Below are 18,698 nucleotides of genomic sequence, written 5' to 3'. Positions count from 1 at the left end.
TCTTTTCCGTTTATTCGACGACGATAGTGCCAACCATCCCGCCGTCCTCGTGGGGGATACAGAAGTACGGGAACTCGCCGGCGACCTCGAAGGTGTGCTCGTACAGGTCACCGGAGGCGAGTCGTCCCCGACTGCTCCCCCAGAAGCCGTCTCTGGCTGCCGACTCGGTGTCGGCTCCGCCCGAGGCGAAGAAGTCGGCCCCCTCGGGGAGCGCGTCCTCGTAGGCGGTGACGGAGTGGCCCCGCGAGCTCGGATTCCCCCACACGACCGTGTCGCCGACGCTCACGGTGTAGCTGGTCGGGCGAAACTGGTTTGCTGTCATCCCGATGTCGTAGTCCTCTTCGGACAGGCCGCTGGAACAGCCCGCGAGGCTCGCGGTTGCGACCGTCCCCACCGTCGCGAGAAGAGTCCGGCGCTTCATTACCGTTTGATTGGGGATACGGGGCTAAACGTTCCGTGGTTCGACCGTCGAAGCGAACCGCATAAGGGAGCGACCGGCGACCCAGAGATATGAAGCCACGGTTCGTCGGCAGGGTGTCAGCAGCCGACATCGTGACCGTCACCAACGCGGCTATCGGCTTCGTCGCCGCCGCCGTCGCCACCGTGGAGCCGACGCTCGCGGCACGGCTCATCCTGCTGGGCGCGATTGCCGACGGGCTGGACGGCGTGGTCGCCCGCAGATACGGCTCCTCTGAGGCCGGCGCGTTCCTCGATGCGCTCGCCGACGTGTCGACGTTCGTCGTCGCGCCCGCTGTGCTCGTATTCAGTCTCGCCGGCGTCGGCTCCGGATTCACGCTCGGAGCCGCAACAGTCGCCCCGCTCGTCGCCGGTGGCCTGTTCGTCGCGGCCGGCGTCCTCAGACTCGGGATGTACGCCGCCTACGACGAGGACGACACCACGACAGAAGGCGTCCAGACGACGCTGGCCGCGACGCTGCTCGCTGCACTCCAGGTAGCTGGCGTCACCGCGACCGGCAGCGTCATCTACGGCGTCGTCGGCCCGACGATTGCTGTGGGCGCGACGGTCGTGCTCGCGGTCGCGATGCTCGCACCGATCACCTATCCGGACCTCCTTGCCGGTGACGCGCTGATTCTCGGCGCGGTGCAGGCGTGTACCGTGTTGTTCCCGTCGGCGCTCCGGCGGGCCTTCCCCATCGCGTTGCTCATCTGTGCGCTGGCGTACGTCACGCTGTCGCCGCGGTTCTACTGGCGTGAGTGAAGGGAAACGCTCTTTTCTGCAACTCACGGAGAGAACGGTATGAGCGACGGGAGCGACGAGACCGACGAGACCGACGCGCCGGCCGACGAGGAGACGGCCGTCGACGTCACGCCCGAGACAGTGGACGAACGACTCGACGAGGCCGAGACGGCACTCGAGGCCGCCGAGACCGAGGCCGACCTCGACGAGGTCGAGGCGACGCTCGACGCCGCCGAGACGCAAATCGAGAACGCGTCGTTTCCCGAACCGGACGACGAGGACGAAGAGCCGCCGGCAGAGCGGCTCACCGGGCGACTGGAGGAGCTTCGCGGCCAGCTCGAGGCACAGCGCGGCCCCTACGGGAGCGACGTGGTCGACGCCATCGAGGCGGGCAGCGAGACCATCACCGACACCCGCTGGACCGAAGACGGCGAGCCGGACGTAATCGCGGCGACCGAGACGCTCACCGAGAGCGTCACCAGCACCCTCGACACCAGCGTCGAGTACGGCTCCGACTTCCCCGAGGATTACACCGCCGCCCTCGATAGCGTGGCCGAGGCCGTCGCCGACGCCGACCTCGACGCCGACGACGACGCCGAGACCATTGCCGCGCTGTTGGAGGCCACGGACGCGTTCGCCGACGCGCTGGAGGCCACAGAGGAGTGGGACGACCTCACCGTCGTCGAACAGCTCACCGTCGAGGGGTTCTACGACCGGCTCGACTCGGACAACCGCAAGGACTTCCCGCCGGAGTTGGGCGTCGTCCGCATCGCCGAACAGGAGAACGACCCCGAGCGCATCCTGACCGCCTTCGAGACGTTCGACTCGGAGTTCATGCAGGACAACTGCGTGGAGGCGTTCCGCCGGCTCGGCGCGCCGGAGGCGTACGACGCGATGGAGGGGCTCGCACAGCGGCGTGACCGACCCGCCATCGAAGTGCTCGGCAAGATCGGCGACGACGCGGCCTGCGAGATGCTCCACGACTACATCAGCGACGAGTCGAACCCGCCGCTCCAGAAGACCGTCCTGAAGGCGCTCGGCGAAATCGGCTCGCCGGAGTCGACACAGCCGGTCGCGAACCGGCTCGTCGCCGAGGATTACGAGGTCCGGTCGCAGGCCGCCCGCGCGCTCGGTCGCATCGGCGACACCCGCGCGGTCGAGCCGCTCGGCGACGTGCTCGCCGAGGAGGAGCGCGACGGCGTCCGCGCCGCGGCGGCGTGGGCACTCGTCCAAATCGGCACGGAACGCGCCCTCGAAGAGGCCGCCCAGTACGTCGACGACCGCTCGTTCCTCGTGCAGTCGGAAGCCGAGAAGGCCGAAGACCACCTCGGCGCGACCGCGGCCGCGTAACTTTATCACCGGAGCCGCGCCACCCGTCGCGTGGCTCACCTCCGACTCGTCCTCCTCGCGTGTCTGCTCACCGTCGCGTCGGGAGCCGGGGCTGTCGCGGTCGCGGCCGACGAACCGACCGCCGAGGACGGTCCGCATCCCGCGTTCGCGTCGGTCGCCGCGAACCCGCTCGCGGAGAACGACCGCGGTGAGTACGTCGCGGTGACTGTGGGTGAGGGGACAAACCTCTCTGCGTACACGCTCGACGACGGGGAGGAACGACTGGGGCTGCCGGCGGTGAACGCGACCGGAACCGTGATTTTGACCGCCCATCCAGAGGCGGTCCGGCGACCCGGGAATCGAAGCGTCGTCGAGGTCCCGCTCCCGCGGCTCTCGAACAGCGGCGAACGGCTCCGGCTGCAGCGCGACGGCGAAACCGTCGCCGCGCTCGCGTACGAGGACGCACCCGAAGCCGAGGTGTACAGTGACGGACGGTGGCGACCGGTCGGCGTGACCGAGTATCCGGTCGTCGACGGCACGAGCGGCGAGGCGCGCGGCTTCGTCTTACCCGACGCGCCAGCGGCCGCGCTCGCGCCAATCGAGCAGGCCGACGAGCGCGTCCTGCTGGCCGGCTACACGCTCACCTCCCGGCGCGTGACCGACGCACTCGTCCGGGCACACGACCGCGGTGCACGGGTGCGGGTCCTGCTGGAAGGCGGGCCAGTCGGCGGCATCACGAGTGAACAGGCCGCGCGACTGGACCGACTTGTGAACGCGGGAGTCGGGGTCCGGGTCGTCGACGGGCCGACGGCGCGCTACCGCTACCACCACGCGAAGTACGCCGTCGCTGACGGCCGGGCGACCGTCCTGACGGAAAACTGGAAGCCGTCCGGGGTCGGCGGCACGTCGTCGCGCGGCTGGGGCGCGACCGTCGCTGACGAGGCGGTCGTCAGTCGACTCGCGGAGACGTTCGCCGGCGACTTCGGGTATCGGGCGGCGATCCCCTGGAGAGAGTTCCGCGAGGGGGAGACGTTCACCAGCGAGTCGCCCGTCTCGGGGTCGTTCCGGGCCCGGACGGAGCCCGCGACGCTCGACTACGAGTCCGTGTCGCTGCTCACCGCGCCGGACAACGCCGAGCGGGAGGTGGTTCGCCGTATCGAGCGGGCGGAGTCGTCGGTCCGCGTACTTCAGATGAGCGTCGGAAGCGTCGACCAGTCGCTCGTCGCGGCAACCGTTGAGGCGGCCCGCCGCGGCGTCGAGGTCCGGATACTGCTGTCGGGTGCGTGGTACGTCGAGGAGGAGAATCGCCGCATCGTAGATCGGCTGAATCACATTGCGGAACGCGAGGGACTCTCGCTCACGGCGCGGCTCGCCCGCCCGCAGGGGTACGAGAAGGTACACGCCAAGGGTGTCGTCATCGACGAGACCGTCGTCCTCGGGAGCATGAACTGGAACGACAACTCGGCGCGGGAAAACAGAGAGGTGCTGCTCGCAGTGTCGGGGGCTGCTGTGTCGGACTACTACCGGAACGTCTTCGACCGCGACTGGCGGGCCAGCGGGAGCGGTGGCGAGCGCCCGGCTGGGCTAATCGCGGTGCTCGGTGTGCTCGGAGTCGGCTGTCTGCTCGCGGCGCGGCGACTCCAGTTCGAGTGAGCTACCCGCACCGCTGTTCGCAGATGCGGTCGATGATGCGACCCGTCGAGAGCACTTCCTCGTCGGTCTCGTGTGGCGTGGCGCGAACGACCTCGCAGTCGATGCCGCGGTCGGCGAGCGCGCGGCGGATGGCGTCGTCGTCGTGGTGTTGGTCGTGGCCGAGCACGATGACGTCCGGGTCGATGCGCTCGATGGGGACGAAGATATCCGACTCGTGGCCGAGGTGGGCCTCGGTGACGGGGTCGAGCGCATCGACCATCTCCCGGCGCTGGGTGTCGGGTAAAATCGGCGGCTCCTTGTGGGTGACGTTGGACCGGCGCGCGAGGATGACGTGGAGTTCATCACCCATCGAGCCGGCCTCACGCAGGTAATGAAGGTGGCCGGGGTGGAGGATGTCGAAGGTCCCCTGTGCGACGACCGTCGTCATCGTCCCTCCAGCTCGGCGTCGATATCAGCCTGCGTGAAATCGAAGAAGTCGTCGTCGGGAAGCTCGACGTCGAGCACCTCCAGCTCGCGGTGGTCGCCGCTCCGGTCGAACGCGCGCCAGTCGTCGGGACCGTAGGGCGCACCGAGGATGACGTGGACGCTGCCGTTGCCGAACGTCTGGAGGTCCTGGTCGGAGGGGCGAAGCACGCCGTTCGGGTGAGAGTGGAGCGAGCCGACGGAGCGTGCGCCGGTCGGAATCATGTCAGAACGGACGGTGGCGCTGACGGGCGAGGAGGTCGTTCCGGGGATGATGAGCACGTCGGTGACGACGGTGCCGTCGCGGTCGAGCCCGAGGTCGCGGGCGTCCTCGCCGCGGAGGAGCCCCATGTACTCGTCGGGGTGGGTGTCCTCCGCGGCGGAACGGGCAAACGAGAGGGCGCCCTCTGCGATACCGATCACCGTACTCGACCGGAACAGACGCATACGCAGATTCGGGTCGGCGCAAAACTAAGGGTTCCGATAGGCGGCGTCTCGGCGGCCCCTGCCGGGAAGTGAAACGCTTAACGGGAGAAAGGCCGCAATACTCACTAATGGTTCCATCTGTTGATGCTGGAGAAAGTCCCAGCACGGGGGCTGCCGGCCCCACCGTCTACGCGCTCGCCGACGGCTGTACCTTCGCCGACGTGGAGGAGGGCGCGCTGTATCACGCGACCGTCAACGGCGTCGTCGAGTACGGCGTCTTCGTCGACATCTCAGCGCACGTCTCCGGGCTCGTCCACGACTCCGTCCTCGACGGCGAGTACGAGGTCGGCGACGAGTTCGTCGTCGAACTCGCCGAAATTCGCGAGGACGGCGACTTGTCCTTCCACGAGGCCGACCCCGCCGACCCGGTCACCGTCGAGGTGCGCCACGGCGAGAACGTCGGCGTCTCCGACCTCGCCGACTCCGTCGGCCAGGCGGTCCACGTCGAGGGCGAAGTCGTCGGTATCAAACAGACCGGCGGGCCGACGCTGTTCCAACTGCGTGACGGCTCCGGTGTCGTTCCGGCTGCGGCCTTCGAGGAGGCAGGCGTCCGCGCGTATCCCGACATCGAGATCGGCGACATCGTCCGCGTGACCGGCGACGTGGAGACCCGCGAGGGCGCGATTCAGGTCGAGGTCGACGAACTCGCGCGACTCGACGGCGAGGAGAGCGACGAGGTCCGCGAGCGGCTCGAAACGCAGTTAGACGAGACGGCCGCGCCGGCGGAAGTCGAGCCGCTCATCGAGTGGGAGGCCTTCGAGCCGATTCGCGAGGAGCTTCGCGGCGTCGCGAAACGGCTCCGGCGAGCAGTGCTCGACGGCCGCCCGATCCGGATGCGCCACCACGCCGACGGCGACGGCATGTGTGCGTCCGTCCCGGTCCAGCTCGCGCTCCAGAGCTTCATCAGCGAGGTGCACGAGGACAGCCAGGCACCACAGCACCTGTTCCGCCGGCTCCCCTCGAAGGCCCCGTACTACGAGATGGAGGACATGACGCGGGACCTGAACTACGCGCTCGAAGACCAGGAGCGACACGGCCAGAAGCTCCCGCTCCTGTTGATGTTGGACAACGGCTCGACGGAGGAGGACACGCCCGCCTACCGCGCGCTCGCCCAGTACGACATCCCGATTGTCGTCGTCGACCACCACCACCCCGACCCGGAGGCCGTCGAGCCGCTGCTCGACGCCCACGTCAATCCGTACCTCCACGACGAGGATTACCGCATCACGACGGGGATGATGAGCGTCGAACTCGCGCGGATGATCGACCCGTCGCTCTCTGCCGACCTCGAACACGTTCCCGCGGTCGCGGGACTCGCCGACCGCTCGCAGGCCGACGCGATGGACGATTACCTCGCGCTCGCGAGCGAAGCCGGCTACGAGAAGGACGACCTCCACGACATCAGCGAGGCGCTCGACTACGCCGCCCACTGGCTCCGCTACAACTCCGGTGACGCCGTCATCGAGGACGTGTTGAACCTCGGCGGCGACGCCGAACGCCACCACGACCTCGTGGAGTTCCTCGCCGAGCGCGCCGAGCGCGACGTAACGAAGCAGGTCGAGGACGCGCTCCCGCACATCGACCACGAGATGCTGTCGAACGACGCGCACCTCTATCGGGTCGACGTGGACGAGTTCGCACACCGGTTCATCTACCCCGCGCCGGGGAAGACGACGGGCGAGATTCACGACCGCAAGGTGCAGGAGACGGGCGACCCGGTCATCACCATCGGGTTCGGGCCGGACTTCGCCGTCCTTCGGTCCGACGGCGTCCGCCTCGACATCCCGGAGATGGTGTCCGAACTGACCGAGGAACTACCGGGGGCGGGCGTCAGCGGCGGCGGCCACCTCGTCGTCGGCTCCATCAAGTTCGTGCCCGGCGCGCGCGAGGAAGTGCTCGACGCGCTGGTCGAGAAAATGAGCGATGCCGAACTCGACGACGACCTCCGTTCGACGCTCGTCGAGTAAGTGCCGCGGTCGGGTGGGCTTTTACGCCTCGACCACGTTGTGTTTGTATAGAATGAACCCTGAGCACGTCGTATCGGCCGGGTCGGGGGCCGATTCGGTCGCTGCCGTGCTCGGCGAGACCACACAGCCCGCGTATCAGCTTGCTGCCGGTGGCAACATCGCGTGGTGGAACGAGCAGTTCGCCTCGGTCGTCGGCTACACCGACGAGGAGCTCTCGCAGTTGGACGCACCGGACCTGTTTCCCGCCGAGACGTGGGACCGGTTCGAGGCGCGGCTCGCCGGAGCAGACGAGACGACCTACTGGACCGACAAAATCGACATGGTCCGCAAGGACGGCGAGCAGTGTACACACCACCACACGACGAACCTGACGCAGAATGGCGGAGAAAGCGTTCTCACCGGAATCGTCTCGGTTGCCGACGGCGATCTGCCGCGCGCAGAACTGCTCGAGGCAGTACAGCTCGCGACCGACCGCGTCATCGCAGCCAAGACGCGCGAGGAAATCGAGCACGCGCTGTGCGAGACGCTCGGCAACGCCGGTCTCTACCGGGCCGTCTGGGTCGGCGAGGAACGCGACGGGCGACTCGAACCGGTAGCAGCAGCGGGCCCGGAGACGGTGTCCGTCGACGCGTTCGCCGGTGAGTGGACGGAAGCCGACGAGGCGCGTCCGGCGCTGGTGACCGCACAGACCGGGCGGATATCGACCATCAGAGATATCCCCAACTCGGAGCTTCCCGACGGTCCCCGTGCGTTCACCGCCGACCACGGGTTCCACGCCGGCTGTTCCGTCCCGCTGGTCGCCGACGGGACGATATACGGCGTGCTCACCAGCTACACCGACACGCCCGACCGGTACGGGGAACTCGAGGAGACGCTGTTGACACAGCTCGGCCGCGTCGCCGGGTTGGCAATCGGCTCAGTCCAGACGGAGCGGCTGATGCTGTCACAGCCTCGCATCGAACTCGAGCTTCGGCTCAAGAGCGACGCCATCCCGATTGTCCGGTTCGCGAAAGAGACGGGCGCGACCGGCGAGCGCGAGTGGATGACACAGGAGGGAGACGGCACCATCGTGCAGTACTACACCATCGAAGGGGCCGCCCCCGACCGGGTCGTGGCGGAGATGGAGAACACGGACAACGTGCAGTCGTCACGCGTCGTCGACGCCGACGCGAACCTGTACGAGGTGCGCTTCGACGAGTCGGCCGCCGGCATGTTGCTCGCGGCGGGTGCCGAGACGCGCCGCATCGAACTCGACCCCGACGGCGCGACCATCGTCGCGACCGCACCCGAGGGGACGGACGTGCGGGAGATACTCGACCGGATACGCGAAATCTACCCCGAGACGGAGCTGCGCGCCAAACGGACGCTCTCCGAGCAGGGGCGACGCGACCAGCCGGCGTGGCTGGATTCGACGGAGCTGACGGACAAACAGACCGAGATGGTCGAAGCCGCGTTCGAGGCGGGCTACTTCGAGTGGCCGCGTGACGTGACCGCAGAGGACCTCGCCGAGCGTCTCGGCATCTCCGCGGCGACGCTCCACTACCATCTCCGGCGGGCACAGCGACAACTGGTCGAGGCGTATCTCGACTAGATGTAGTCGTGTTCGGCGAGTCGCTTGACCGCCTCGCGGAGTCGCTGTTCGCTCGCGGCGTAGGATAATCGCGCGTAGCCGGGGGTCCCGAACGCGCTGCCCGGGACGGTCGCGACGTGGGCGTCCTCGATTGCACCCTCACACCACGCCTGGTCGTCGTCGTCGACCGGGAGCATCATGTAGAAAGCACCCTCGGGCGTGGCAACGTCCTTGTCGTGTTCTGCGAACAGCTCCAGCAGCATGTCGCGCCGCTCGTGGAACGCATCGCGCATCTCCGCGACGGCCTCGTCGGTGTTGGTCAGGGCTTCGAGCCCGGCGTACTGGACGAAGTGAGTCGCACAGGTGACCGAGTGGCTCTGAATCTTCGCGGCCTGCTCGTGGAGGTCGGCGGGAAGCCCGACGTAGCCGAGCCGCCAGCCCGTCATCGAATAGGCCTTCGAGAAGCCGTTGAGCGTAATCGTCCGGTCTTCCATCCCGTCGAGGCTGCCGAGGGAGGTCATATCCGTCCCGTAGGTAATCTCCTGGTAGATTTCATCGGAGAGTGCCATCACGTCGTGTTCGACGGCGAGGTCGCGGACGCCTTCGAGGGCGGCGTCGGAGAAGACCGCGCCCGTCGGGTTCGACGGGCTGTTGACGACGATGAGCGAGGTGTCGTCGGTGACGACCTCGGCCAGCTCGTCGAGGGCGGGTTCGAGTTGGAACTCGTACGGCGAGAGGTCGACGCGCTCGATGGACGCGCCGGCCATCTTCGCCATCGCCTCGTAGCTCACCCACGCCGGGTCGAAGAGGACGACCTCGTCGTCCTCATCGAGCAGGGCCATGAACACCTCGAAGAGGGCCTGTTTCCCGCCGGGCGTGACGATGAGCTCGTCGGTGCCGTAGGAGAGGCCGTCGGCCTCGAACTTCTCGACGATGGCCTCCCGGAGCTGTGGAATCCCGTTGGAGGGAGCGTAGCCGGTGTGGCCGTCGTCGATTGCCTGTTTGCCCGCCTCGACGATGTTCTGGGGCGTCGGGAAGTCGGGTTCGCCGACGGATAAGTCGACGACGTCGACGCCGTCGGCCTCGAGTTCGCTGGCGAGGTTGGAGATGGCGATAGTGGCGCTCGGTTCGACACGGGTGACGCGGTCTGCGAATGTCTGGGTCATAGGTCTTCGAGTTCTACTGCGAGGTCGATTGCGCTGTCGACGACATCGCCGCCCTTCGGAATACGTGCCTCGGCGTCGGCAACACTCATCCCCGGGCCGGTGACGCCGTAGGTGACCGGCGTATCGCGGTCGAGGGATACGTCCGTCAGCCCCTGTGCGGTGGCGTCGGCGATGACGCGGTCGTGGTCGGTGTCGCCGGTGATGATGGCACCGATGACGGCGACGGCGTCGATGTCGTCGCGGCGAGCGAGTCGGTCCGCGGCAAGCGGCGCGTCGTAGGCACCGGGCACCGGAACCGTCTCGGCGATGGTGGCGTCGCGCTCGGCGGCGGCGTCGCGCGCGGCGGCTTCCATCTCGTGGGTGATGGGCCGTTCCTTGTTGAACTGCGCCACCACGAGTCCGAGCGTGACCATGCGTTCGCTTCCGCCGGGGAGATGAAAGGCCTGCCGCTCGACGCAGTCCGCTCGGCGGCCCCGAACCGCTAGTGCGAAATACACCCCACTCGTAGCCGCCGCGTATGAGCGAACGCGAGCAGGAGCTGGACGAGACGGCCAGCGGGCGGCTCGCCGACATCGTCGCGCTCCAGCCGACGAAAAACGGTGAGCTACAGGACCGGTGGGGGATGGAGTCGGGCAGCGAGGTCCACCAGTATCTCGAAGGCGAACTGAAGCGATTCTACTACCGCGACGACAACAGCCTCATCCGCGCGACCGACGAGGCGGCCGAACTCGTCGACGTGGAACCGGGCATCGAGGGTGACGGCGACGCGGGCGGTCCTCGCGTCGTCCGCGTGCCCGCCCTACAGGTCGGCATCATCGAGGTGCTCGCCGGACGTGACGAGGAGCCACAGAGCGTCGTCAGCGTGCTGCACGACCTGCGCGATGCCGGCTACGACCCCGAAGTCGGCGAGGTTCGCTCGGGGCTCCGCTCGCTGGAGAGCAAGGGCGTCGTCACCTCGATCAAAAAGACCGTCCCGACGTTCCGGCTCGCCGTCGACCGCGACGAACTCGAAGTCGAGGAGCGCGACGACTAGCGGCGGCGGTCCCGCTGGCGGGCCAGCAGTCGTTTGTACCCCTTTCCCGGGCCGCCCTCGATCGGCCACCCCTTCGACCGCCACGCCGGCGGTTCCGGCGCGAACGACCCGCAGGCGTGGCGACACTCCGCGCTCGTCACGTGGCGACCCTTCGCCCGACAGTAGGGAAGCGGGATGTCCGGGTCCCGAAGTTCGAACTCGCGGCAGTCGGGTCGCATCGTGTCGACGTACGACCGCCAGCCGCGCTCGTAGGCGCGTTCCGCGATCTGCCGGCGTTTCTCCCGTTTCCACTCGACGCTCGCGTACTCGAACCGCGCCGCGCTCAGGTCGTGTTCGTCCCCGTCGGGTCGGTCGAGGATGCGCGTCCCCGGCTCGCCGGTCGCGAGCGCGGTCGCGTTCCACGCTACGTCGACCGTCTCACCGACCGCGAGGATGCCGGCCTCGACGGGAAGCCGTTCGTACAGCGCCGGCGCGACCTCGTCGTCGGTCGCCTCCGTCGCGACCCACACTTCGTCCGCCAAGCCGAGTGCCACGTCGCGCTCGATTTGGTCGGCGAGCGCCGTGGCGGCACTCGCCGAGAGGTCCGGCTTGTTCTCGATAGCGACGACGCGGTCCACCCAGTCGGGGTAGCGGTAGCGGCGGCGAATCTCGATACGGTTGCCGTTGCGGCGCGTGTCGACGAGACCTCGGTCGTCCGCGGCGTGAATCGTCTCGCGGACGTGGTTCCAACTGTAGCCGGGGTCCGGGAGCACGTCGCGGTAGTAGCCGTAGCTTGTCGGCGCGTTCGTGAGCACGTGGAGCATATCGGATTCGAGCCGTTCGTCGCCGAAGACGCCGCGCGCCTCCAGTGCCGCCGGGTCACACTCGAAGATGAGAGTGTCGTAGCGACGCGACCGAATCCCGAGCTGGCGGGCGACGAGGACGGCGGTGTCGCCGCGCTCGCGGGTCGGTGGCCACTGCTGTTCGGCCCACCGACAGACGCGAAGTTCGAAGATGAACTCCGGGTCGTCCACTACTCGTCGTCGGACTCGCCGACGCGCTGTCCGACCGACTCGATGTCGTCGCTGGTCTGTGGCTCGTCGTCGGTCGCCACCGACGCCTCACTCGCGGCCTCGGCGTCTCCGTCGTCGTCCGTCTCCGGAGGCTCCTCGTCACCCTCCTCGAAGTACTCGTCGAGAAACTCGTGGGCGTCGTGGAGAATCTCGCGGGGACCGTCCTGCGTGATGGTGTTGATGGCCTGTTCGTAGTCGCGCCACTGCATGTCGCGGTGTTCCTTCGAGAGTTCGGCGGAGGCCTCGAAGGATTTCGCGACGAACAGGTGGACCGTCTTGTGGATGGTGTTGCCGTTCGCCTCGAACACGTAGTCGTAGTCCTGGCGGAAGCCGTCTAAGAGCCGGAAATCCTCGATACCGGCCTCTTCCGTCACCTCGCGGATGGCGGTCTGCTGTAGCTCTTCGTCCCCCTCGATGCCGCCTTTGGGGAACTCCCAATCGCCGGGTCGCGACTTCAACAGCAGATACTCGCGCCGGCCACGGGTATCCCGAAAGAGGATGGCTCCCGCACTCGTGGCCTCTATCATTATCAACGATACTCCACCGTGGCTTAAAGGGGTGTCGGACGCCCGAACAGTGGGGCCGAGCCTTATGCCCGGTCGCGCCGACGAGTGGGTATGGACACTGCCGGAATCTACGCCCGCGAGAGCGACCGACTCGGCCGCTGTGTGCAGTTCGGCTACGCATCCGAGCGACTGCTTTCCGTCTCGTTTCCCGAGACGCCCGACGACGACGCGAGCGACGCACACCCGCTGCTCGACCGCATCGAGCGGTATCTGGAAGGCGAACCGGACGACTTCGACGACGTAGCCGTCGCGCTCACGCTTCCGACCGACCAGCGAGCGGTGCTCGAATCGCTCCGCGCCGTCGGCTACGGCGAGAACACGAGCGTCGCCGCGCTCGCCCGGATGACGCCGGACCTGAACGACGACGAGGACGACGACCTGCGGGCCGTGCGGGAGGCGCTCGCCGCGAACCCCGCACCCCTCGTCGTCGGCGACCACCGGGTCCGTGACGGCCCGAGTGCAGCCCCGCCCGAGGTCGTCCAACAGCTCCGAGCGCTCGAAGGATTATAACAGAAGACGTACCACCGACCCCGTGTGGTGAGTTGCCCACACCGGCTTCGCGGTTGCGGGGGTCACCGGTGTGGCGTCGCTTGACCTCCCTGTTTGCCCCTGACACCAAGCCCCTCAAACACGACGAGTTCGACGGTGTTGACAAGGTAGTGGGCCACGACCACGACAACGAGACTTCCGGTGAGAACGTAGCCGATGGCGAGCAACAGCCCCAGCAGTCCCGTAACGAGGATGCCGACCCGGCCCTGTGACTCGTGAGCGAGGGCGAACGCGACGGAGGAGACCGCGGCGAGTGCCCACGGCGACGCGTCGAACCCCGCCGCGAACACGCCGACGAGGATGCCCCGAAAGAGGAACTCCTCGAAGCCGGCGACGAGCGGAAGCGTGCCACCGAGCAACAGCAGCCACCCGCCAGGAGTCTCCGGCGTGAGGATTCCCCGAAGCTGTTCGCTTGGCGCGTAGCCGTATCGCTCGGCCACCAGCCCGGCGGCCGTGTTCACCACAGAAAGCGCCAGTCCGAAGCCGACGCCGACGGCGACCGTCTCGGCTGAGACGGCGAGTCCGAACGCCGAGGCCGGAATCGCCGCGAAGAACGCCGCGACCACGAGCAGACACAGGAGCAGTCCGTGCGTGACGAGCACGTTCACGAACAGCGCCGTGGCCGACAGCGACGGCTCCGGGTCCGGCGGCGCGTCGCGGTCCGGCGCGAGGTGGTCGCTCCCGTCCGGAAGCGACTCCAGCCACTCCACCTCGGCGCGGGTCGGAAAGCTGGCGCTCACGCTCGTCGCGTGAGTGAGCGCCAACAGGAGAAGCGTGACCGCGGTCGCGACGCCCGCGAACGCGGCCCAGTTCGACACGCTACTGCGGGCTGGGCGAGCCGCTCGGCTGCGTCTCGCCGGACTCCAGGGCCTTTCCGGTGATGGAGCGAAGCCGGTCGACGAGCGAGTCCTTCTCGGGTTCGCCGGCGAGTGCGACCTCGAGCACCTCGGAGATGTGCGAGACGGGCACGATCTCCACCTGGTCTTTGAACTCGTCTTCGATCATCACGTCCTGCTCGTTCGCCTTCGGGATGATGACCGTGTCGACGCCGGTCTTCGCGGCGGCCTCGATTTTGTGCGTGACACCGCCGACCGGCAGCACGTCGCCGCGGACCGACAGCGAGCCGGTCATGGCGACGTTCTGCTCGATGGGGATGTTCTCCAGCGCGGAGATGACGGCCGTCGCGACCGTCACCGACGCGGAGTCGCCCTCGACTCCCTCGTGGGCCTGCACGAACTGGATGTGGATGTCCTTGTTCGAGATGTCCTCGTCGGAGAACTTCTTGATGATGGCCGAGACGTTCTGGACCGATTCCTGGGCGATCTCCTGTAGCTTCCCGGTGGCGATGACCTCGCCCGGTCCCTGCGACGGCGCGACCTCCGCCATGACGGGCATGACGATACCGGAGTCGTCGCCCATGACGGCGAGCCCGTTGACGCGGCCGACCACGTCGCCCTGGTTCACCGTCATGTCGTAGTCGTTGCGGCGCTCGATGTAGTTGTCCGCGAGCTGCTGTTCGATGGACCGCGAGCGGTCCTTCGCCTCCAGCACTTCCGCGCGGTCGGTGAACTCCTTGTCCTCGGCGCGGGCGATGTCGCCCGCGACGCGGACCAGGCCACCGAGGTTACGCAGTTCGAGCGTGAGGTGGTCCTTCCGGCCGGCACGGCGCTGTGCCTCGAGGATGACCTCCTGCATCGCCTCGCGGGTGAAGGCCGGCAGTCGGCCGTCCTTCTCGACCTCTTGCGCGATGAAGCGCGCGAGCTTGCGGCGCATCTCCGGCGTGTCCTCGATGGTGTCGTCCATGTACACCTCGTACCCGTACCCCTTGATGCGCGAGCGGAGCGCCGGGTGCATGTTCTCCATCGCGTCGAGGTTCCCGGCCGCGACCATCACGAAGTCACACGGGACGGGTTCCGTCTGGACCATCGCGCCCGAGGAGCGCTCGGACTGGCCCGTGATGGAGAACTTCCCCTCCTGGATAGCCGTCATCAGCTTCTGCTGTGAGCGGATGTCGAGGGTGTTGATCTCGTCCACGAACAGGACGCCCTTGTTGGCCTTGTGAATCGCGCCGGCTTCGACGCGGTCGTGGCTGGGCGTCTCCATCCCGCCCGACTGGAACGGGTCGTGGCGAACGTCACCGAGCAGCGCACCGGCGTGGGCACCGGTCGCGTCCTCGAAGGGCGCGGTCTGCTGGTCGGCGTTGTTGATGAGGAGGTTCGGAATCATCGCGTCGCTGCCGCGTGAGGTGTACTTGAACGCGATGTACACCAGCGCGGCCGCGATGATACCCATCACCGGGTTCTGGAGAATCAACAGCGTGTAGCCGAAGATGACCGCGATGATGATCCACATGAGGAACGAGCGCATCTGGTTGCGCTTTTGTGCTTCCTCCTTGTGGGCGTCGACAATCTGCTCGCCTTTCCCGGCCGGCACCGTCCGGACCTTCGGCTCGTTGCCGTCGTCGGGGTTGTGGTAGACGAGGATGTCCTGCAGCTCCTCGCGGGGGAGCAGTTGGCTCATCGCCTTCGCGAGCATCGACTTCCCCGTCCCGGGGGAGCCGATCATCATGACGTGGCGGCGCTGCTTGGCCGCCTTCAGGATGATGTCGCGGGCGTGGTCCTGTCCGATTACCTGATCGACGAGCCGGTCGGGGACGCTGATGTCGGCCGACGTGTCGAGTTGGAGCCCGCCGAGGAGGTTGTCCTCCTCGTCGTCGGCGATTTCGACGCCGGCGTCGGCACCGACGTCGCTCCCGAGTTCGTCTCGGTCCTCGACCGGGGCAACGTTCCCGTTCGGGTCGTTCGTGTTGTCTCGGCCCGTCGGCGTGCTGTCGTCCTCCCCGAACGAGTCCTCGTCGATGTCGAGGTCGTCGAACGGGTCGTCCGTGTCGGTATCGTCGCTCATACAATTGTTTCGTTACTATATGACACGGCCCGTCGACTGATATACTTTCTCCCGGTGTCGAGTCGCCAATCGGAGAAAACCACGGGACAGAGCGGCGATTTACCCAGCCGCGGGACACCGACCCGCGACACGCCGTACTTATACTGGTGCCGGTCAACTCCCGGATATGAACCGCGGGTTCTACATCGGCCGATTCCAGCCCTACCACGAGGGCCACCACGCCATGGTCGAGCGTATCGCCGGCGAAGTGGACGAACTCGTGTTGGGTATCGGGAGCGCGGACCAGTCACACACCGCCCGAAACCCCTTCACCGCCGGCGAGCGCATCATGATGCTCACGAAGGCGACGGCCGACCTCGACATCTTCACCTACGCCGTCCCCATCGAGGACCTCAACCGAAACGCCGTCTGGGTGAGCCACGTCCAGTCGATGTCGCCGAAGTTCGACGTCGCCTACTCGAACAATCCGCTCGTCGTCCGCCTGTTCGAGGAGGCCGGCGTCGAGGTGCGCTCCTCGCCGATGTTCCGCCGCGAGGAGTTCGAAGGGACCGAGGTCCGCGACCGCATCGCCAACGGCGGGGAGTGGGAGGAACTCGTCCCCGAGTCGGTCGTCGAGACCATCCACGAAATCGACGGCGTCAACCGACTCCACGAGATTCTGGACTCGGACACGTGATTACCCTCGCAACCGACTTCGGCGAGCCGTACCCCGCCGCGATGAAGGGCGTCATCGCGCGTCGCACGGACGCCGACACGGTCGACATCGGCCACGACTTCTCCCGACAGGCACCACGCGAGGCGGCCTTCTGGCTCCGCTTCGTCCTGCCGGAGTTTCCACCCGCGGTTCACTGTGCGGTCATCGACCCCGGCGTCGGCACCGACAGACAGGCGCTCGTCGTCCGCGCCGGCGACCACGCACTCGTCGGGCCGGACAACGGCCTCCTCTTGCCCCCGGCGCGGGCGCTCGCCGACGGCGACGACATCGAGGTGTTCGCCGTCCGCGTCGAGGACCCGGCGAGCAACACCTTCCACGGGCGCGACGTGTTCGCGCCCGTCGCCGCCGACTGCCACGAGGTCGGCGTCGCGGACCTCGACCGACTCCCCGCGCTCGTCCGCACCCGCGAGTACGAGGCGTTTCGACTGCCGGAGCCGACGATTCGCGACGACGGCGCGACCGGCGAGGTGCTCGCGGTCGACGGTTTCGGAAACGTCGTGACGAATCTGCCCGGCGACCTGCTCGACGGCCGCGAGCAAATCCGCGTCGGCGGTCGGGAGTACCCCGTGGTCCCCGCCTACGCCCGCGCCGATGCCGGGACGGCCCTCGTCACGGTGGGCAGCCACGAGCGAGTGGAGTTGGCCGTGAATCAGGGGCGCGGCGACGAGCAGTTCGGCGTCACCACGGGCGAGCAGGTCACGCTCGCGTGGGATTAAGACTCGATGCGCTCCTCGACCGCGTGGAATCCGTCGCGGATGGTCTCGCGCTCGAAGTAGAGTAGTTCGAGAGAAACGACCGCGACGGCCGCCAAGACGACCGTCGTGAACGTTCCCGGCTCGTTCGTCGCGAGGTGGTAGAGCAAGACGGGAAAGAGGATGCTCGTCCCGACGACGCCGACGGCGGGGACGAGCGTCGAGACGTACCCGTCGCGCTCGCGGAAGGCAAGATAACTCATCGCGCCGAAGACGGCCATGAACGCCAGCGAGCCGAAGGAGGTAATCCCTTGCAGCGAGCCGACGGCGGCGAAGCCGGCGGCGACGGTTCCGAGCACGACGACGGTCCGCGTCGGGACGCCGTCAGTGCCGGCCCGGCCGACCGCGTCGGGAAACAGCCCGTCACCGATCATTCCCTTGGTGAAGTACGCCGCCGAGAACAGCGTCCCGTTGACGGCAGAGCCGGTCGAGAAGATGGCCGCCGCGGAGACGAGCGTGAAGCCGACCTGTCCCATGAACGGCTCGGCGGCGACGGCGAGGGCGGTCTCCGGATTCTGGAGAATCACCTCCGTCGGGGCGAGCGACGTGACGACGATAGCGATGAGCCCGTCCACGACGACGGTGACCGCGATAGAGAGATAGATTGCCTTCGGCAGTATCTCGCGCGGGTTCGCGATCGCCTCCTGGTCGTACATGAGCAGTTGCCACCCCTGAAACGAGACGAACGAGACGGCGAGGGCGTAGTACGGCCCGACGGAGGTGAGCCGGCCGAGACCGAAGTCGAGACTCCCCGTCCGGTTCCCGTAGTAGAATCCCCAGAGCCCGAACACGAGCAACACGAGCAGCTTCACGGCGACGAGCGCCGTCTCCGAGATGCCGGACGCGCGCGTCCCGAGGACGTTCAGTCCGACGAACAGCCCGATACCGACGACGGAGGCCACGGGGCGTGCGAGCGGGTGTGTCGTGCCCAGCAGTTCGACGGCGAAGCTCCCGAACGCGAACGCGTACATCGCAATCGCGCCCAGGTAGCCGAACAGGAGCGTCCAGCCGACGACGCCCGCGACGGCTCCGTTGCCGGTGAACGCCTGGATCTGCGTGACCGAGCCGCCGCGGCGGTCGCTCAGGTCGTTGAGCCGGAGATACGAGTAGGCCGCCGCGGCGGAGACGAGACAGGCACCCGAAAAGGAGAGCCACGCGGCCGCGCCGGCGATCTGTGCAACAACACCGAGGACGGCGAAGACGCCGCCGCCGATCATCCCACCGAGCGCAATCGAGGCAGCACCGACCAAGCCGAGTCGTCCGTCGTCGCTCATATCTCCGGCGTCGAAAGCAACCT

The 18,698-nt window shown here is 67.6% G+C and carries 18 protein-coding genes and 1 pseudogene; 9 read left to right on the top strand and 10 right to left on the bottom strand.

Annotated features, from left to right (window positions below):
- Positions 1-10: 10 nt before the first annotated feature.
- Entirely contained in the window at positions 11-421 is a 411-nt protein-coding gene (locus tag DM818_RS09535) for a plastocyanin/azurin family copper-binding protein (RefSeq protein WP_075936992.1), read from the bottom strand.
- A gap of 89 nt (positions 422-510) precedes the next feature.
- Between DM818_RS09535 and DM818_RS09530 the strand changes: the two genes are divergently transcribed.
- The 3 genes from DM818_RS09530 to DM818_RS09520 are packed head-to-tail and all read left to right on the top strand — an operon-like array spanning position 511 to position 4,179.
- Entirely contained in the window at positions 511-1,218 is a 708-nt protein-coding gene (locus tag DM818_RS09530; RefSeq protein WP_075936993.1) for a protein sorting system archaetidylserine synthase, read from the top strand.
- A gap of 39 nt (positions 1,219-1,257) precedes the next feature.
- Complete coding sequence (locus tag DM818_RS09525) at positions 1,258-2,547, top strand: HEAT repeat domain-containing protein (RefSeq protein WP_123124309.1); 1,290 nt, start codon at positions 1,258-1,260, stop codon at positions 2,545-2,547.
- Between the two features lie 30 nt (positions 2,548-2,577).
- Positions 2,578-4,179: a phospholipase D-like domain-containing protein gene (locus DM818_RS09520; protein ID WP_153952609.1), complete on the top strand. Its 1,602-nt coding sequence runs from the start codon at positions 2,578-2,580 to the stop codon at positions 4,177-4,179.
- Between the two features lies 1 nt (position 4,180).
- Here DM818_RS09520 and DM818_RS09515 read toward each other — a convergent pair whose 3' ends face one another.
- Positions 4,181-4,606 (bottom strand): adenylyltransferase/cytidyltransferase family protein, encoded by a 426-nt coding sequence (locus DM818_RS09515; RefSeq protein ID WP_123124310.1) that lies wholly within the window; start codon positions 4,604-4,606, stop codon positions 4,181-4,183.
- The gene (locus tag DM818_RS09510) at positions 4,603-5,088 is read right to left on the bottom strand and encodes a Mov34/MPN/PAD-1 family protein (RefSeq protein WP_075936997.1); all 486 of its coding nucleotides are present in this window, start codon (positions 5,086-5,088) and stop codon (positions 4,603-4,605) included. The genes DM818_RS09515 and DM818_RS09510 overlap by 4 nt, the downstream gene beginning before the upstream one ends.
- Before the next feature lie 107 nt (positions 5,089-5,195).
- Here DM818_RS09510 and DM818_RS09505 point away from each other — a divergent pair, with 107 nt between their 5' ends.
- Together DM818_RS09505 and DM818_RS09500 are read left to right on the top strand one after the other, a co-directional pair.
- Positions 5,196-7,094, top strand: coding sequence for a DHH family phosphoesterase (locus DM818_RS09505; RefSeq protein WP_123124311.1), 1,899 nt, complete (start codon positions 5,196-5,198; stop codon positions 7,092-7,094).
- Positions 7,095-7,146: 52 nt separating this feature from the next.
- Positions 7,147-8,685 (top strand): bacterio-opsin activator domain-containing protein, encoded by a 1,539-nt coding sequence (locus DM818_RS09500; RefSeq protein WP_158601442.1) that lies wholly within the window; start codon positions 7,147-7,149, stop codon positions 8,683-8,685.
- Here DM818_RS09500 and DM818_RS09495 read toward each other — a convergent pair.
- Positions 8,682-9,830, bottom strand: coding sequence for a pyridoxal phosphate-dependent aminotransferase (locus DM818_RS09495; protein WP_075937000.1), 1,149 nt, complete (start codon positions 9,828-9,830; stop codon positions 8,682-8,684). The two genes, DM818_RS09500 and DM818_RS09495, sit on opposite strands and share 4 nt — an antisense overlap.
- Positions 9,827-10,243 (bottom strand): 6,7-dimethyl-8-ribityllumazine synthase, encoded by a 417-nt coding sequence (gene ribH, locus DM818_RS09490; RefSeq protein ID WP_075937001.1) that lies wholly within the window; start codon positions 10,241-10,243, stop codon positions 9,827-9,829. Before ribH ends, DM818_RS09495 begins: the two co-directional genes overlap by 4 nt.
- Before the next feature lie 104 nt (positions 10,244-10,347).
- Here ribH and DM818_RS09485 point away from each other — a divergent pair, with 104 nt between their 5' ends.
- The gene (locus DM818_RS09485; RefSeq protein ID WP_075937002.1) at positions 10,348-10,863 is read left to right on the top strand and encodes a DUF5797 family protein; all 516 of its coding nucleotides are present in this window, start codon (positions 10,348-10,350) and stop codon (positions 10,861-10,863) included.
- Here the strand turns inward: DM818_RS09485 and DM818_RS09480 are convergent.
- Positions 10,860-11,876, bottom strand: a complete 1,017-nt coding sequence (locus DM818_RS09480) for a DUF5787 family protein (protein WP_075937003.1) — start codon at positions 11,874-11,876, stop codon at positions 10,860-10,862. The two genes, DM818_RS09485 and DM818_RS09480, sit on opposite strands and share 4 nt — an antisense overlap.
- Positions 11,877-12,007: 131 nt before the next feature.
- Positions 12,008-12,445, bottom strand: a pseudogene (locus DM818_RS09475) (bis(5'-nucleosyl)-tetraphosphatase); the annotation flags it as partial.
- A gap of 87 nt (positions 12,446-12,532) precedes the next feature.
- Here DM818_RS09475 and DM818_RS09470 point away from each other — a divergent pair.
- A complete protein-coding gene (locus tag DM818_RS09470) occupies positions 12,533-12,991 on the top strand; it encodes an MGMT family protein (protein WP_075937004.1) in 459 nt (152 codons plus the stop codon).
- Between the two features lie 62 nt (positions 12,992-13,053).
- Here the strand turns inward: DM818_RS09470 and DM818_RS09465 are convergent, their stop codons facing one another.
- Together DM818_RS09465 and lonB are read right to left on the bottom strand one after the other, a co-directional pair.
- Positions 13,054-13,848 (bottom strand): CPBP family intramembrane glutamic endopeptidase, encoded by a 795-nt coding sequence (locus tag DM818_RS09465; RefSeq protein ID WP_075937005.1) that lies wholly within the window; start codon positions 13,846-13,848, stop codon positions 13,054-13,056.
- 1 nt (position 13,849) lies between these two features.
- On the bottom strand, positions 13,850-15,934 hold the full coding sequence (gene lonB, locus DM818_RS09460) for an ATP-dependent protease LonB (protein ID WP_075937006.1): 2,085 nt from the start codon (positions 15,932-15,934) through the stop codon (positions 13,850-13,852).
- A 166-nt stretch (positions 15,935-16,100) separates the two neighbouring features.
- Between lonB and DM818_RS09455 the strand changes: the two genes are divergently transcribed.
- Complete coding sequence (locus tag DM818_RS09455; protein WP_075937007.1) at positions 16,101-16,610, top strand: nicotinamide-nucleotide adenylyltransferase; 510 nt, start codon at positions 16,101-16,103, stop codon at positions 16,608-16,610.
- Entirely contained in the window at positions 16,607-17,365 is a 759-nt protein-coding gene (locus DM818_RS09450) for an SAM hydrolase/SAM-dependent halogenase family protein (protein ID WP_123124313.1), read from the top strand. The genes DM818_RS09455 and DM818_RS09450 overlap by 4 nt, the downstream gene beginning before the upstream one ends.
- Here the strand turns inward: DM818_RS09450 and DM818_RS09445 are convergent.
- Complete coding sequence (locus DM818_RS09445) at positions 17,362-18,675, bottom strand: APC family permease (RefSeq protein ID WP_123124314.1); 1,314 nt, start codon at positions 18,673-18,675, stop codon at positions 17,362-17,364. The two genes, DM818_RS09450 and DM818_RS09445, sit on opposite strands and share 4 nt — an antisense overlap.
- Positions 18,676-18,698: the final 23 nt, after the last annotated feature.

It is taken from the genome of Halosegnis longus (genome assembly GCF_009663395.1).
GTDB classification, from domain to species: Archaea; Halobacteriota; Halobacteria; order Halobacteriales; family Haloarculaceae; genus Halosegnis; species Halosegnis longus.
This window is presented reverse-complemented; position numbering and strand designations above follow the sequence as displayed.

Coding starts and splice junctions, on each gene's coding strand:
- DM818_RS09535 (WP_075936992.1), bottom strand. CDS start 421: ATGAAGCGCCGGACTCTTCTCGCGACGGTGGGGACGGTCGCAACCGCG.
- DM818_RS09530 (WP_075936993.1), top strand. CDS start 511: ATGAAGCCACGGTTCGTCGGCAGGGTGTCAGCAGCCGACATCGTGACC.
- DM818_RS09525 (WP_123124309.1), top strand. CDS start 1,258: ATGAGCGACGGGAGCGACGAGACCGACGAGACCGACGCGCCGGCCGAC.
- DM818_RS09515 (WP_123124310.1), bottom strand. CDS start 4,606: ATGACGACGGTCGTCGCACAGGGGACCTTCGACATCCTCCACCCCGGC.
- DM818_RS09510 (WP_075936997.1), bottom strand. CDS start 5,088: ATGCGTCTGTTCCGGTCGAGTACGGTGATCGGTATCGCAGAGGGCGCC.
- DM818_RS09505 (WP_123124311.1), top strand. CDS start 5,196: ATGGTTCCATCTGTTGATGCTGGAGAAAGTCCCAGCACGGGGGCTGCC.
- DM818_RS09500 (WP_158601442.1), top strand. CDS start 7,147: ATGAACCCTGAGCACGTCGTATCGGCCGGGTCGGGGGCCGATTCGGTC.
- DM818_RS09495 (WP_075937000.1), bottom strand. CDS start 9,830: ATGACCCAGACATTCGCAGACCGCGTCACCCGTGTCGAACCGAGCGCC.
- ribH (WP_075937001.1), bottom strand. CDS start 10,243: ATGGTCACGCTCGGACTCGTGGTGGCGCAGTTCAACAAGGAACGGCCC.
- DM818_RS09485 (WP_075937002.1), top strand. CDS start 10,348: ATGAGCGAACGCGAGCAGGAGCTGGACGAGACGGCCAGCGGGCGGCTC.
- DM818_RS09470 (WP_075937004.1), top strand. CDS start 12,533: ATGGACACTGCCGGAATCTACGCCCGCGAGAGCGACCGACTCGGCCGC.
- lonB (WP_075937006.1), bottom strand. CDS start 15,934: ATGAGCGACGATACCGACACGGACGACCCGTTCGACGACCTCGACATC.
- DM818_RS09455 (WP_075937007.1), top strand. CDS start 16,101: ATGAACCGCGGGTTCTACATCGGCCGATTCCAGCCCTACCACGAGGGC.
- DM818_RS09445 (WP_123124314.1), bottom strand. CDS start 18,675: ATGAGCGACGACGGACGACTCGGCTTGGTCGGTGCTGCCTCGATTGCG.